Annotated in this window: 16 protein-coding genes; 11 read left to right on the forward strand and 5 right to left on the reverse strand. The window is 64.2% G+C overall.

The window, feature by feature from the left end; all coding sequences use genetic code 11:
- Positions 1-197 precede the first annotated feature (197 nt).
- The 7 genes from lpxC to CO731_RS14020 all read left to right on the forward strand — a co-directional run bounded on the left by lpxC (position 198) and on the right by CO731_RS14020 (position 7,969).
- Positions 198-1,133, forward strand: a complete 936-nt coding sequence (gene lpxC, locus CO731_RS13990; protein ID WP_108607634.1) for a UDP-3-O-acyl-N-acetylglucosamine deacetylase — start codon at positions 198-200, stop codon at positions 1,131-1,133.
- 184 nt (positions 1,134-1,317) lie between these two features.
- Positions 1,318-2,187 (forward strand): outer membrane protein assembly factor BamD, encoded by an 870-nt coding sequence (locus tag CO731_RS13995; RefSeq protein WP_108607635.1) that lies wholly within the window; start codon positions 1,318-1,320, stop codon positions 2,185-2,187.
- Positions 2,188-2,197: 10 nt separating this feature from the next.
- Positions 2,198-3,874, forward strand: a complete 1,677-nt coding sequence (gene recN / locus CO731_RS14000) for a DNA repair protein RecN (protein WP_108607636.1) — start codon at positions 2,198-2,200, stop codon at positions 3,872-3,874.
- Positions 3,875-4,006: 132 nt separating this feature from the next.
- Positions 4,007-6,160 (forward strand): NAD-dependent DNA ligase LigA, encoded by a 2,154-nt coding sequence (ligA, locus tag CO731_RS14005; RefSeq protein ID WP_108609834.1) that lies wholly within the window; start codon positions 4,007-4,009, stop codon positions 6,158-6,160.
- 8 nt (positions 6,161-6,168) lie between these two features.
- Positions 6,169-6,771 carry a 3'-5' exonuclease gene (locus CO731_RS14010; RefSeq protein WP_108607637.1) on the forward strand — a complete coding sequence of 201 codons (603 nt, stop codon included), beginning with the start codon at positions 6,169-6,171 and terminating at the stop codon, positions 6,769-6,771.
- A gap of 176 nt (positions 6,772-6,947) precedes the next feature.
- On the forward strand, positions 6,948-7,676 hold the full coding sequence (locus CO731_RS14015) for an AzlC family ABC transporter permease (protein ID WP_245439346.1): 729 nt from the start codon (positions 6,948-6,950) through the stop codon (positions 7,674-7,676).
- Positions 7,673-7,969: an AzlD family protein gene (locus CO731_RS14020; RefSeq protein ID WP_108607638.1), complete on the forward strand. Its 297-nt coding sequence runs from the start codon at positions 7,673-7,675 to the stop codon at positions 7,967-7,969. Before CO731_RS14015 ends, CO731_RS14020 begins: the two co-directional genes overlap by 4 nt.
- Before the next feature lie 45 nt (positions 7,970-8,014).
- Here the strand turns inward: CO731_RS14020 and CO731_RS14025 are convergent, their stop codons facing one another.
- The 4 genes from CO731_RS14025 to CO731_RS28755 all read right to left on the reverse strand — a co-directional run bounded on the left by CO731_RS14025 (position 8,015) and on the right by CO731_RS28755 (position 11,637).
- The gene (locus CO731_RS14025; protein ID WP_108607639.1) at positions 8,015-9,844 is read right to left on the reverse strand and encodes an aminopeptidase P family protein; all 1,830 of its coding nucleotides are present in this window, start codon (positions 9,842-9,844) and stop codon (positions 8,015-8,017) included.
- An 82-nt stretch (positions 9,845-9,926) separates the two neighbouring features.
- Positions 9,927-10,799 (reverse strand): 50S ribosomal protein L11 methyltransferase, encoded by an 873-nt coding sequence (locus CO731_RS14030; RefSeq protein ID WP_108607640.1) that lies wholly within the window; start codon positions 10,797-10,799, stop codon positions 9,927-9,929.
- A gap of 21 nt (positions 10,800-10,820) precedes the next feature.
- On the reverse strand, positions 10,821-11,399 hold the full coding sequence (locus tag CO731_RS14035) for an SCO family protein (RefSeq protein ID WP_108609836.1): 579 nt from the start codon (positions 11,397-11,399) through the stop codon (positions 10,821-10,823).
- A gap of 34 nt (positions 11,400-11,433) precedes the next feature.
- Complete coding sequence (locus CO731_RS28755) at positions 11,434-11,637, reverse strand: hypothetical protein (protein ID WP_159091639.1); 204 nt, start codon at positions 11,635-11,637, stop codon at positions 11,434-11,436.
- A 118-nt stretch (positions 11,638-11,755) separates the two neighbouring features.
- On the opposite strand from CO731_RS28755, the gene CO731_RS14040 reads away from it, so the two are divergent.
- From CO731_RS14040 to CO731_RS14055, 4 genes are all read left to right on the forward strand, one after another.
- A complete protein-coding gene (locus CO731_RS14040) occupies positions 11,756-12,244 on the forward strand; it encodes a CreA family protein (protein ID WP_108607642.1) in 489 nt (162 codons plus the stop codon).
- Positions 12,245-12,280: 36 nt separating this feature from the next.
- Positions 12,281-12,922 carry a DapH/DapD/GlmU-related protein gene (locus tag CO731_RS14045; protein WP_108607643.1) on the forward strand — a complete coding sequence of 214 codons (642 nt, stop codon included), beginning with the start codon at positions 12,281-12,283 and terminating at the stop codon, positions 12,920-12,922.
- A gap of 81 nt (positions 12,923-13,003) precedes the next feature.
- Positions 13,004-13,384 (forward strand): low affinity iron permease family protein, encoded by a 381-nt coding sequence (locus CO731_RS14050; RefSeq protein ID WP_108607644.1) that lies wholly within the window; start codon positions 13,004-13,006, stop codon positions 13,382-13,384.
- 80 nt (positions 13,385-13,464) lie between these two features.
- Positions 13,465-13,770, forward strand: a complete 306-nt coding sequence (locus CO731_RS14055) for a hypothetical protein (RefSeq protein WP_108607645.1) — start codon at positions 13,465-13,467, stop codon at positions 13,768-13,770.
- Positions 13,771-13,828: 58 nt separating this feature from the next.
- Here the strand turns inward: CO731_RS14055 and CO731_RS14060 are convergent, their stop codons facing one another.
- On the reverse strand, positions 13,829-14,020 hold the full coding sequence (locus CO731_RS14060) for a DUF1059 domain-containing protein (RefSeq protein WP_108607646.1): 192 nt from the start codon (positions 14,018-14,020) through the stop codon (positions 13,829-13,831).
- Between the last annotated feature and the right edge of the window lie 200 nt (positions 14,021-14,220).

Below are 14,220 nucleotides of genomic sequence, written 5' to 3' on the forward strand. Positions count from 1 at the left end.
TGACTTGACGGGGTGAGTCGAGGCGTCCCCGCAGTTACACAGAGTAAGAAACCGTGATTTGGAGTCTATCATCCGGAAGACTATCTTCGCGCCGACTAAGGTCGCTTGGGCGGGTATCGTGGGGATGAGGTCCCGTCTGGCGAAGATAAGAGCCGTGCGCCGTGGTGTGGCGAAGCGGACGTGGTGAGTACGGGCATATGGGGATCGACTTGCAAGATTATCAGACAACACTCAAATCGCGTGTCACGCTGTCGGGCATTGGCGTTCATAGCGGCAAGCCGGTAGCCATCCATTTCGCGCCGGCAGACGCGGATACGGGCGTGGTGTTTCAGGTTATCGACCGAGAATTCCGCGCAATTGTGTCAGAAGTGGGTGCGACCGATCTTTGCACCTTGCTCGGCGACCCAGCCGGCCAGCACGTCGCCACGATCGAACACCTGATGGCCGCCCTGTTCGGCCTCGGTATCGACAATCTGCTGATCGAGGTCGAAGGCGCCGAAATTCCCATTCTGGACGGCAGTGCCGCGCAGTTCGTCGAAGCCATCGACCAGGTCGGCATCGAAGTGCAGGGCGTCAAGCGCCGCTACATCCGCGTTCTCAAGCCCGTTCGAATCGAAAGCGGCGCCTCGTGGGCCGAGTTCCGCCCCTATGGCGGTACGCGATTCGAAGTCGAGATCGATTTCGAAAGCCCGGCGATCGGCCGCCAGTCCTTCGCATCCGACATCAACGACGACATTTTCCGCCGCGAGATTTCGCGCGCTCGCACTTTCGGCTTCATGAAGGACGTCGAGCGCCTGTGGGCAGCCGGATACGCGCTTGGTTCGTCGCTCGAGAATTCCGTGGTGATCGGCGACGACAACCAGATCATCAACATCGAAGGCCTGCGTTTCTCCAACGAATTCGTGCGGCACAAGACGCTCGACGCGATGGGCGACCTTGCCCTTGCAGGCGCGCGTTTCATCGGCTGCTTCCGTTCCTATCGCGGCGGCCACCGGCTGAACGCGGCTGCGCTACGCCGTCTGCTTTCGGACCGGTCCGCCTTCGAGGTCGTCGAGACATCGCGCCGCGAGCGCGGCCGTTCGGCCGAACTGATTGCCGTCAGCGCCGCAGTCCACGCGCCCTGGACGCTTTGACGGAAGGCAAAACGCCGGATTGGTGGTGTGGCCTGGCTGCACCACTCGCCCGGCGAAATGGCATGCGCCTTGACCTGCCACAAAATTGCGCGATTGACGGCCGATAGCGTTGCCCGGCACGGCCAGTTGTGATCTATGGCCATTGCCTAAAAGCGAAACAGCGCCAAAGGGGCGAAACTCTGTGATGTCATTGATACGAGCCGATCGATCGAAATTGCGCTTGAAGCCTCTGGTTGTGGCGCTTTCGCTCGTCGCTCCGACGCTTGCGCTGTCCGGCTGCATGTCGGGCGAAGCCGATGTCGATCTGGCGACCTATGTCGAGCAGACCGAACCGGCCGACGTTCTCTACAATCAGGGCCTCGCCAACCTCAATGCAGGCCGCCTCAAGGAGGCCAGCCGCAAGTTCGAGGCGGTCGATCGCCAGCACCCGTATTCCGAGTGGGCGCGCAAGTCGATGGTGATGGGCGCTTTCGCCAGCTATCGCCAGGGCTCCTATGAAGAGGCCATCAACTCGGCCAAGCGCTACCTCGCGCTCTATCCTTCGACCGACGACGCAGCCTATGCGCAATACATCATCGGCCTCAGCTACTTCCGACAGATTCGCGACGTGACGCAGGATCAGAAGGAAGCCCGCCGCACCATCGAGGCGATGACCGAGGTCGTGCAGCGCTGGCCGGCGTCGGAATATGTCGACGATGCCAATGCCAAGATCCGTTTCGCCCGCGACCAGCTCGCCGGCAAGGAAATGCAGATCGGCCGTTATTATCTCGAGCGCCGCGAGTACATCGCCTCGGCAAAGCGCTTCCGCAACGTCATCGAGAACTACTCGAACACGCGCCACATCGAAGAAGCGCTCGCCCGTCTTGTCGAGACCTATTACGCGATGGGCCTGACTTCGGAAGCGCAGACGGCAGCCGCCGTGCTCGGCCAGAACTATCCTGACAGCCAGTGGTACAAGGATTCGTACAAGCTGCTGCAGACCAGCGGCCTTGAGCCGCGAGAAAATGCCGGCTCATGGATATCCAAGGCCGGGAAGATGTTCTCCGGCGCCTGACCAGCAATAGATGCTCTCGCGCCTGTCGATCCGCGATATCGTCCTGATCGAACGGCTGGACATCGATTTCATGCCGGGCTTGTCGGTGCTGACAGGTGAAACCGGCGCCGGCAAATCCATCCTGCTCGACGCATTGTCGCTCGCGCTCGGCGCGCGCGGCGATGCTTCGCTCGTTCGCCATGGGGCAACCCAGGGGCAGGTGACGGCCGTTTTCGACGTTGCGCGCAACCATCCGGCGCGGACGCTGCTCGCCGACAATGCCATCGACGACGACGGTGACATCATCCTGCGCCGGGTGCAGACCGCCGATGGCCGCACCCGCGTCTTCGTCAACGACCAGCCGTCCAGCGTGACCTTGATGCGCGACATTGGCCGCGCCCTGGTCGAGATCCACGGCCAGCACGACGACCGCGCGCTGGTCGATGGCGGCGCACACCGCGAAGTGCTCGATTCGTTCGGCGGCCATGTCGGCGAGGCGAGGGCGACCGCCGAGGCCTGGAAACTCTGGCGTGCGGCCGAGCAGGAACTGTCGCGCCATCGCGCCCGCGTCGAGGCTGCCGCGCGCGAAGCGGAATATCTGCGCGCCTCGGTGACCGAATTGGCGAAGCTCGACCCGCAACCGGGCGAGGAAAGTGAACTCGCCGAACTGCGTGCCGCGATGATGCGCGTCGAAAAGATCGCTTCCGAAATCCAGGACGCCCAGGACGTTTTGTCCGGCTCGTCGTCGCCGCTGCCGCAACTGGCAAGCCTGTTGCGCCGCCTGCAGCGCAAGTCGGCCGAGGTGCCCGGCCTGCTCGACGAGGTGGTGAAATCTCTCGACGAGGCGATGATCTCGCTGGATGCGGCGCAGTCGGGTGTCGATGCCGCACTTCGGGCCACCGAGTACGATCCGCAGCGGCTGGAAAAGGCTGAAGAGCGCCTGTTTGCGCTGCGCGCCGCGGCCCGCAAGCACAATGTCGCCGTCGACAACCTGGCGCAGCTGCGCGACACGATGGTCGCCGACCTCGCCGACCTCGATGCGGGCGAGGGGCGGCTGCACTTGCTGGAGCAGCAGGCGAAGGCCACGCGAGATGCCTATGACCGCATCGCTGCTAGCCTGTCGGAACTGCGCACGGCGGCAGCCGAAGGATTGCGCAAGACCGTCATGGCCGAACTGCCGGCGCTCAAGCTCGAGCGGGCCGAATTCATCGTCGAGATGGCCAGCGAAGCCGACAACCGCATGCAGGAAGGCATCGACCAGGTCGAATTCTGGGTGCGCACCAATCCCGGCACGCGGCCCGGACCGATGATGAAGGTGGCGTCCGGCGGCGAGCTTTCGCGCTTCCTGCTCGCGCTCAAGGTGGCGCTTGCCGACCGCGGCTCGGCACCGACGCTGGTCTTCGACGAGATCGATACCGGCGTGGGTGGTGCGGTGGCCGATGCCATCGGCCAGCGACTGGCGCGACTTGCCAACCGTGTGCAGGTGCTTTCGGTCACGCATGCGCCGCAGGTCGCCGCGCGCGCGGCAACGCACTTCCTGATCTCCAAGAAGGGCAACACCGACAAGGTGGCCACCGGCATCCACGAGATGGACCGTCCGGCGCGCCAGGAGGAGATTGCCCGTATGCTCTCGGGTGCGACGATCACCGAAGAGGCGCGCGCCGCCGCGGAGCGGTTGCTACGCGAGAATGTTGCCGCCGCTTCCTGAGGGATGGTAGCGACGGGAACATGTCAGGAGCCTTTGCGATCCTGCTGATTTGCGTGGGCTTTTGGTGAAACCGGCTCCCCTGCACATGCTTCCTGATTTATGGTGGCGCCGCAATTTGGCCGGAGCCGCAACATGTCCGAGAAATCAGTCGATTCGCTAAGCGAGGCAGAAGCCGCGGCCGAGCTTGCGCGGCTGACCGAAGAGATTGCCGGCCATGACCTGCGCTATCACGCCGACGATGCGCCGACGATTTCGGACGCCGACTATGATGCGTTGCGCCGGCGCAACCTCGCGATCGAGCAGCGCTTCCCCCAACTGGTACGCGAGGATTCGCCGTCGAAGTCGGTTGGCGCGGCAGTGTCGGAGAAATTCGGCAAGGTTGCCCATGTCGTGCCGATGCTGTCGCTCGACAACGCTTTTGCCGACGAGGATGTGAGCGAGTTCGTCGGCCGCATCAGGCGCTTCCTCAGGCTTGGCGCGGACGAGCCGGTGATCATCACAGCCGAGCCGAAGATCGACGGCCTGTCGCTGTCGATTCGCTACGAGAACGGGCGGCTGGTGACGGCGGCGACACGCGGCGATGGCCAGGTCGGGGAAAACGTCACCGCCAATGCCCGCACCATCGCCGACATCCCGAACGTGCTGTCGGGCGATTTCCCCGAGGTGCTGGAGGTGCGCGGCGAGGTCTATATGAGCCACGTCGATTTCGCCGAGCTCAACCGCCGCAACGGCGAGGCGGGCAAGCAGATTTTCGCCAATCCGCGCAATGCGGCGGCAGGCTCGCTGCGCCAGCTCGACACCTCGATCACGGCCAGCCGGCCGCTTCGCTTCTTTGCCTATGCCTGGGGCGAGGTGAGCGAGATGCCGGCCGACACCCAGATGGGCATGGTTGCAGCCTTCGGCCGTTATGGCTTCAAGACCAATCCGCTGATGAAGGTGTTCGACAGCGTCGAAGGCCTGCTGTCGCAATACCGGACGATCGAGGCCAATCGGGCGACGCTCGGTTACGACATCGACGGCGTGGTCTACAAGGTCGACCGCCTCGACCTGCAGCAGCGGCTTGGCTTCGTCTCGCGCTCGCCGCGCTGGGCGATCGCGCACAAGTTCCCGGCGGAGAAGGCGACGACGACTCTGCTCGGCATCGACATCCAGGTCGGCCGCACGGGCTCGCTGACGCCGGTGGCGCGGCTGCAGCCGGTGACAGTCGGCGGCGTCGTGGTGACCAACGCCACGCTGCACAACGAGGACTACATCAAGGGCATCGGCAACAGCGGCCAACCGATCCGCGAGGGCCGCGACATCCGTGTCGGCGACACGGTGATCGTGCAGCGCGCGGGCGACGTTATTCCGCAGATCCTCGATGTGGTCATGGAAAAGCGGCCGGCGGAGGCGCAGCCATACCAGTTCCCGACTCGCTGCCCGGCCTGCGACAGCCACGCGGTGCGCGAGGAGGGCGAGGTGGTGCGGCGCTGCACCGGCGGCCTGATCTGCCCGGCACAGGCGGTGGAACGGCTTCGCCACTTCGTCTCGCGCAACGCCTTCGACATCGAGGGCCTCGGCGAAAAGCAGATCGAGTTCTTCTTCCAGTCGCAGGATCCGGCGCTGCACATCGGCTCGCCGGCCGACATCTTCACGCTCAAGCGGCGGCAGGAGGGATCGCTCACCAAGCTCGAGAACATCGACGGTTTTGGCGCGACCTCGGCGCGCAAGCTGTTTGCGGCCATCGACGATCGCCGCCAGGTCGAGTTCTCGCGCTTCCTGTTTGCGCTCGGCATCCGCCACATCGGGGAGACCAATGCCAAGCGGCTGGCCCGACACTACGTCAGTTTCGACGCATTCCGCGCTGCCGGCACCACTGCGGTGATGCCAGAGGGGAAGGGCGACAAGGGCAACGCCGCCTGGCAGGAACTGACCGGGGTCAACGGCATCGGCGGCATCGTCGCCGAAGCGGTCGTCGAATTCTTTGCCGAGGAGCACAACCGGCAGGTGCTCGACGCGTTGTTGGCCGAAGTGACGCCGCTCGACGAGGAGCGTATCGGCGACGTGTCCTCGCCGGTATCGGGCAAGACCGTCGTCTTCACCGGTTCGCTGGAAAAGATGTCGCGCGACGAAGCCAAGGCGATGGCCGAGAAGCTCGGCGCCAAGGTGGCGGGCTCGGTGTCGAAGAAGACCGACCTGGTGGTGGCCGGGCCGGGTGCGGGGTCGAAGCTCAAGGCCGCGACCGACCTCGGCATCGAGGTCATCACAGAGGACCAGTGGTTCGAGCGCGTCGGGCAGGCGGGCTGACAGACTTCATGCGTGCACTTGCCATCGACTTCGAAACTGCCAACGAGCAGCGCAGCAGCCCGTGCTCGGTGGGCCTGGCCTGGATAGAGGACGGCGCGGTCATCCGCGTGGAAGAGAGGCTCATTCGTCCGAAGGACATGCGTTTTTCGCGTTTCAACATCGCTGTCCACGGCATTCGCCCCGAGCATGTCGAGGATGCGGCGGAGTTTCCCGAGGTGATGGAGGAGTTCGAAGAAGATCTCGGCGATGCGCTGGTCATTGCCCACAACGCCGCTTTCGACATGAGCGTCATGCGGGCGACCTATGCGCTGTATGGCATCGCCTGTCCTGATATCGACTATGTCTGCACGCTGAAGATGGCAAGAATGGTGTGGCAGGACCTTGCCTCGCACCGGCTCAACGAGGTGTCGCGCCACATCGATTTCTCGTTCAAGCACCACAATGCGGCCGAGGACGCGCATGCCTGCGGCGAGGTGGCATTGGCGGTTGCGCGCAAGCTCAACGTCTCTGCGATGCGCGATCTGCCGACCAGGCTCGAGATGACGACGGGCCGTCTCCACGCCAGCGGTTACTCGCCTTGCTCGGTGAAGCGAGCCAAACCGGCGCGATAGTTTCGCTGATCATTGGCTCAACCGAATTGATGTGACAGGCAAAGCCGGCTGACTTATTCAGACATCCGCGCAGAGCGGTGCGCGTCGGTCCGCTGCCCTGCGGCCTATTTGACCTGCGCATCGTGCATTCCGAATATCAAAGATCGATTCTCGGGCCGATGCGCCACGGAGGCCGAATGTCTGATCGTCAAACCGAATTCTGGCAAGGTGCACGTCTGAGCGTGCCGGTCGTGGTCGCGTCCGCGCCATTCGCCATTCTGTTCGGCGCGCTCGCCGTCGACAACGGCTTCAGCGTCGCTGAAGCAACCCTGATGAGCGCCACCATCTTCGGCGGCGCGAGCCAGCTCGTCGGCATCGAGCTGTTCGGCCAGCATGTCGCCCCCTGGCTCATCGTGCTGTCGATCTTCGCGGTCAATTTCCGCCACGTGCTCTATTCGGCGGCGATTGGCCCGCACATCGCGCACTGGCCCTGGGTCCAGCAGGCCATCGGCTATTTCTTCCTGACCGATCCGCAATATGCCGAGGCCGAGCGCATCCGCGAGCAGGGCGAAAAGGTCGGCTTCGCCTGGTACATGGGCATGGCGCTGACGCTGTATGTTTGCTGGGTAGTCGAAAGCTGCATCGGCGCGCTGTTCGGCCGGCTGATCCCTGATCCGCATGCCATAGGCCTCGACTTCCTGCTGCCGATCTATTTCCTCGGGCTGGTGATGAGTTTCCGCAAGCGCCCGCGCTGGCTGCCCATCGTGGTCGCGAGTGCCGTGGCTTCGATGATCGCCTACAAGACGGTCGGTTCGCCCTGGCATGTCTCGATCGGTGCGCTCGCGGGTGTGCTGTTTGCTGCGGCGATGCCGGTGCGGCCCGGCGAGGCGGCCACAGTCGATGAAACGGCGGAGGTGGTGTCGTGAGCACGACGCTGTGGATCATCATTGCAGGTGCGGTCGCCACCTATCTGACCCGTATCGGCGGCCATCTCGTCATTTCGCGCTTCGAGCGCATCCATCCGCGCGTCGAGGCGGGCCTGAACGCAGTGCCGGCGGCGGTGCTGACCACGCTGGTGGCGCCTGCCGCACTTTCCGCCGGTCCTGCTGAACTCACAGCACTTGCGGTGGCAGCCGTTGTTTCGCTGCGCGGCGGATTGATGACGATGTTCCTGGCGGGAGCTGCCGTGCTGATCGCCATGCGGCATTTCATCGGCTGAGCAAAAAACCGGCCGCCGTAGCGGCCGGTGCCTGCATGGGCCCGATCAGACGATCGGTGCCGTCGCCTGTTCGAGCCAGGCCAGCGTTTCCCCGTCGAGCATCGGGCCGATCTCGGCCAGCACGCGCGCGTGGTAGGCGTTCAGCCAATCAAGCTCTTCGCGGGTCAGGAGATCGGCGCGTAGAAGGCGCTGGTCGAAGGGGGCCAGCGTCAACGTCTCGAAGCCGTGCATGGCAATGTCGCCGCCCGGGATCGCCGCGGCCTGTGTCACCAGGATCAGGTTTTCGAGCCGGATGCCGTAGTGGCCTTCCTTGTAGTAGCCTGGCTCGTTGGACAGGATCATGCCCGGCAGCAGCTTCTCCATGCCGGTCTTGGCGATGCGCTGCGGTCCCTCATGCACGGCGAGGTAGGAGCCGACGCCGTGGCCGGTGCCGTGGGCGTAGTCCAGCCCATGCTTCCACAAGGCGATGCGTGCCATGGCATCGATGTCGGCACCGCGCGTGCCGGCCGGGAACCTGGCGATGGAAATTCCGATCATGCCCTTGAGCACCAGGGTGAAGCGCTCGCGCATCTCCTCGGTCGGCTTGCCAACCGGCATCGTGCGAGTGATGTCGGTGGTGCCGTCCTGATACTGCGCGCCCGAATCGAGCAGGAACAGCTCGCCGTCGCCGAGCACGCGGCTGGTGGCGCGCGAGACGCGGTAATGCATGATGGCGCCGTTGGCGCCGGCTCCCGAAATGGTGTCGAAGGAGACGTCGCGCAGCGGCATCTGGGTCTCTTCGCCGGTCCGGCGGCGGCATTCTTCGAGACGGGTGACGACGGCGATCTCGTCGAGCTTGCCCGGTTCCTGCCGGTCGAGCCAGCAGAGCAGTTTGGCGACCGCTGCACCGTCGCGGCGATGGGCGGCGCGTGAGCCCGAGATCTCGGCGCTGTTCTTGGTGGCGCGCGGCAGGCGAGCAGGGTCGGGTGCAGAAACCACCGTGCCGCCATTGCCCTCGATCAGGGCACGCAGCCTGTCGGCGGCAAGCACCGGATCGAGCGCGATTCGCGCACCTGATTTGGCAAGCGCCGAGACTGCGTCCTCGAGCTTGCCCGGCGCCTTGATGTCGGCGAGTTGGGTGAGATAGGCCTCTTCGGTGCGGCCGAGCTTGCGCTTGTCCATGAAGACGGCATGCGAACCATCGGCGGCCAGAATGGCAAAGCCCAGTGCCAGCGGAGTATGCGGCACGTCGCCGCCGCGGATGTTGAAGGCCCAGGCGAGCGAAGACGGGTCGGTCAGGATTGCATGGGTTGCGCCTTCGTCTTCGATTGCCGCTGCAAGCCGCTTGAGCTTGTCCTTGGCGAGTTCGCCGGCCAACGCCTCGGGATGGATCTCGACGGGGGCCAGCGGCGCGTCGGGCTGATCTTCCCAGATCGCGTCGATGGGATTGCGGGCAAGCGGGACCAGCACCGCGCCGACCTTCTCCGCGGAGGCGGAAAGCGCCTTGACGTCGCCCATGGTGTGCAACCACGGGTCGAAGCCCAGCCGCGCACCCGTAGACAGGTTTTCCCTGATCCAGGCGGCCGGCGGATTGTCGATCAGGCTCTCGATCGAAAAGATGCCGAGATCGACCTCGTCGCGCACCTGCAGCGTGTAGCGGCCGTCGACGAAGACATAAGCGCTGTTGCCGAGCACGATGGCCACGCCAGCCGAGCCGCTGAAGCCGGTCAGCCAGCGCAGCCTGTTCGAGCGCGGGGCAACATACTCGCCCTGGTGTTCGTCGGCGCGCGGCACGATGAAGCCATCGAGCCCGTTCTCCTTGAGCCACTGCCTGAGGAGCGCCGTGCGCGGCTTGCCGACGGAGGGATCGCCGGCTGAATCGAAGGACTGGAACATGATGGTTTCCCGGAATCTGGATTTCCGGCGAACCTATCTTTGTGCGCCACCGGTGGCAACGCCGCCAGCTTGGGCCACGATGTCAGTTCTTGAGGTGGATCGTCACCCAGCCTTCGCGGTGGAAGGTTTCGACATGGCGGAACTTCGCTGCGACATAGGCTTCGACCACCGCGTCGTGCTGGCGGTCGAGGATGCCCGAGAGAACCAATGAGCCGCGTGGGGCGAGATGCGCTGCCATTTCAGGCGCAAGCTGCATCAGCGGCTGCGCCAGGATGTTGGCGACGATCAGGTCGAAGGGGCCGCGTGCGGCGAAGATCGGATCGTCGAAGCCTGCCGCTGTTGCTGTCTCGACGTGTTCGCCGGTGCCGTTGAGGCGGACATTGGCCGCGGCGACTTCGGTTGCAACCGGGTCGATGTCGGTGGCGAGCACCGGGATGGGCGCCAGCTTGGCAACCGCAATGGCGAGAACCGCGCTGCCGGTACCGAGGTCGAGCGCGTTGGCCGGGTTCTCCTCGGCAATGACCTTCTCGATCATTTCGAGGCAGCCGGCCGTCGTGCCGTGATGGCCGGTGCCGAAGGCGAGGCCGGCTTCGATCTCGATGGCGATCTGGCCGGGGCGCACGTCGTCGCGGTCGTGGCCGCCATGGACGATGAAGCGGCCGGCCTGGACCGGCTTCAGGCCTTCGAGCGACTTGGCCACCCAGTCGATATCGGGCAGGACCTCGCGGGCGATCGGACCGGTATGGCCGGCATCAGTGAGGGCTGCGGCCATGCGGCGCTCGATGTCCGCGACGTCGCCGTCCGTATAGAGCGACACTTCGTGGATATCACGATCCTCGTCGACTTCGATCACCGCGATCGGCCAGCCATCCTCCTCGAAAATTGTGTCGAGCGAGGCGAAGATGCGGTTTGCAGCTTCGCGGCCGGTGGTGAAATAGAGCCGTGTCTGGGTCATGTCGGGTCCGGTCGAGGAGGGTCAGCCTTCGTTCGCTAGCCGCTTGAGCTTGGCGAGCGCAGTCTCTGGGTTCTCCTCATAGGCGATGGTGCCGAAGAAATCACCCTTGCTGTCGAGCAGCAGGACAGACGCGGTGTGGTCCATGGTGTAGTCGCCGCCCTCGGTCTCGACCTTCTTGGAATAGATGCCGAAGGACTTGGACATGGCCGCGATCTTGGCCGGGTCGCCGGTAATGCCGGTGATGCGGTCGGAGACGTTGCTGACGTAGGTGTTCATCACCTCGGGCGTGTCACGCTCGGGATCGACCGAGACGAAATAGGCGCGGATGTTCTTGCCTTCGTCGCCCATCTGCTTGAGCAGGCCGTCGAGCTCGAACAGCGTCGTCGGGCAGACCTCCGGGCAGTGGGTGAAGCCGAAGAAGACGGCGCTCGGCTGGCCGCGGAAGGCGGCTTCGGTGATCTCGGCGCCCTTCTGGTCGACGAGCACGAAAGGCGCGCCGAAGGCCTGGGCGCTGTTCTTGCTGCTGTACCAGTCGAAGGTCAGCCAGCCGACGCCGGCGGCCATCAGGATCAGAATGCCGGCAAGGATCGTGCGCATCATCGAATGTGATTCCATGGTGTGATTGGTAACGGCTTCAGAAGCACCAGGACATGCCTGCTTCGACCAGTGACATGAAGATGCCGGCGTCCTTGTCCAGCCAGGAGGCAAAGGCGAGGCCGCTGGACGCCGCAAACGCCGTCAGGCCGAGCGCGATCCACGCGACGGTCTTGAGCGATATGGGCAGGGCCTGTTTCATCAACCCTACATAGCGCGCCGCGCGCTTTGCCAAAAGGGACATGTTGACGCCCTCATTCGTCCACAAGACACCATTTCGAGAGCAGGATGCATCATGATGCGGCTTGCAACGCGCTGGCCGCCGACCCAAGTGTGGGCGGACACCATTCCAGGAGGTTTCGATGCGGCTTGCCTTTTCCGTCCTTGCCACCGCCCTCACGCTCGGGGCCGCGGCTCCAGCCTTTGCCCAGCAGGTGGGCGAAGTCGGCGTCGACTGGCTCGGCAACGACATCATCGTCGAGGCGATCAAGGACCCCGAGGTCGAGGGCATCACCTGCCACGTCTCCTATTTCGACCGTGGCGTGATCGACCGGCTGCAGAAGGGCAACTGGTTCGAGAACCCCTCCGATTCGGCGATTTCCTGCCGTCAGACCGGGCCGATCACCATCGGCGAGATCGATCTCGGCGAGGAAGGCGAAGAGGTGTTCAAGCAGGGCATCAGCCTGATCTGGAAGGAGCAGGTGGTGAACCGTATCTACGACAAGAAGAACGAGACGCTGATCTATCTCGCGCATTCGCGCCAGGTTCAGGACGGCTCGGCCAAGATGTCGATGACGACGGTGCCGCTTTACGGCCAGGAGGTCGTCTGGACCAAGGGCAAGCCGCAATAACTTGCGGGCGAGGTGGCGCGGGCGTAAATCCGCGTTATGGACACACCAGCAGACCTTCGCTTCAAGGACGACGAACCGCGCATCCACCCGACATCAGAGCTGAAAGGCTGCCGGCTCGGCCGTCATGTCGCTGTCGGCGAACGTGTCGTGCTGCGCGAGGTCGTCGTCGGCGACTACTCCTATTTCGAGCGCCACGCCGAGGCGATCTACACCACCATCGGCAAGTTCTGCTCGATCGCGGCCAACAGCCGCATCAACGCGCTCGAACATCCGATGGAGCGGCTGACCACCCACAAGGTGAGCTACCGCCCCAACGAGTATTTCCGCTATCTCGGCGTCGACGGCGATTTTCGCGAGCGCCGCAGGGCAAAGTCGGTGAGCATCGGCCATGACGTGTGGATCGGCCATGGCGCGGTCATCATGCCCGGGGTGACGATCGGCAATGGTGCGGTGATCGGGGCGAATGCGGTGGTGACGAAGGATGTGGCGCCGTTCGAGATCTTCGTCGGCGTGCCGGCCAGGCGGCTGAAGATGCGGTTTCCCGCCGAAATCGCCGCCCGCATCGAAGCATTGGCCTGGTGGGACTGGCCGGCCGAGCGGCTGTTCGAGGCCATTCCCGACATGCAGAGCCTGCCCATCGAGGCGTTTCTCGACCGCTGGGAGGCGGCCACGGGCTGATGCCGAGGCGTCGCTGTCACAGCGGCACGGAACCGGGAGTGGATGTCGCGTGTTTTCCTTCGCCGGACGAAGGGATCTGCGATGTTCGAGAGGGTGTTCACCAGGATTGCCAACAGCGTTGCCTATGCCGCCGGGCTGCCGCTGACCTTTCTCGGCTGCTGCCTGATCGTGCTCGCGTGGGCGGTCTCCGGGCCTGTGTTCGGCTTTTCCGACACCTGGCAGCTGGTCATCAACACCGGCACGACCATCATCACGTTCCTGATGGTGTTCCTGATCCAGAATACGCAGAACCGCGATGGCGCGGCGATGCAGGCCAAGCTCGACGAGCTTATCCGCGTCGGCAAGGCGCAGAACTATTTCATAGGCATCGAGCACCTGACCGAGACCGAGGTCGAGGACATCAGACGCAAATGCGAGGAAGCGGCCAAGCGGCACGACGCGAAAGCGAGGGCAAAAGCGTAAGTGGCGCCGCGGTCCAGCTTCTGGAAGGTTGACGCTGGGCGGCCTGGGGAACAAAATCGAAGCGGGTTGGGTTTTGTGGCGTGACTGATTGGTTGGACATCCTGAAAGAGCAGGCCAAAACCGGCGCGGAGATGGCGCGCGAGGTGCCCGCGACGCTTGCCAACCCCGACATCAGCCGCGACCAGGTGAAGAAGCTGTTTGCCGCGCTCGAGCAGCAGGCCGAATTCGTCGAGAAGCTGCGGCAGGTGCTCGAGGCCAATGACTTCGAACCGGAGGTGCTGGTCGCCGCCGAAAAGCTGGAAGACCGCTATGCCGAACTGGCGGCATCCGTTGCCGAGCGGCTGAAAGCGATGCGCGGCGGCAGCGCGCCGACCCGCCGGCAGTAAGGTTCCTCCTGCCTGAGAAGCAAGCCGGGTGCGCCTTGCGCGAACGTGCGGGCGATGTTCAGGCCGGTGCCGTGCCGCTGTGAATGACCTTCTTGATTTCTGCACGGAATCCCGGAGTGTCCTTTTCGCCATGGACCGCTACCGCGTGCTGGACGGCGGCGTTGATCAGCTCGTCCTCGGTATCGGCGGCGATCGCCACCGTGCACTTCATTTCGCTCGGGAATTCACGGCAATCGATATATTGGCGCATCGTCTTCGCCTCCCTGCGATAAAAGTTAGCGCTTGCTAATTTTATGCCTGGGACGACCAAGCGGCAACCGATATGTGGGCCCGCCAAGCGGTTCGGGCCGGGGCCACGATGTAGGCGGGTGGCCGAGCGCGATCTCGCGCGGCTAAAGGCTCGGGCTGCGGAGGAGGGGATGCCCTACCAGACGCTGATCAACTCGATCC

Origin of the sequence: Aminobacter sp. MSH1, assembly GCF_003071665.1 — a bacterium.
Lineage (GTDB): Bacteria > Pseudomonadota > Alphaproteobacteria > Rhizobiales > Rhizobiaceae > Aminobacter > Aminobacter niigataensis.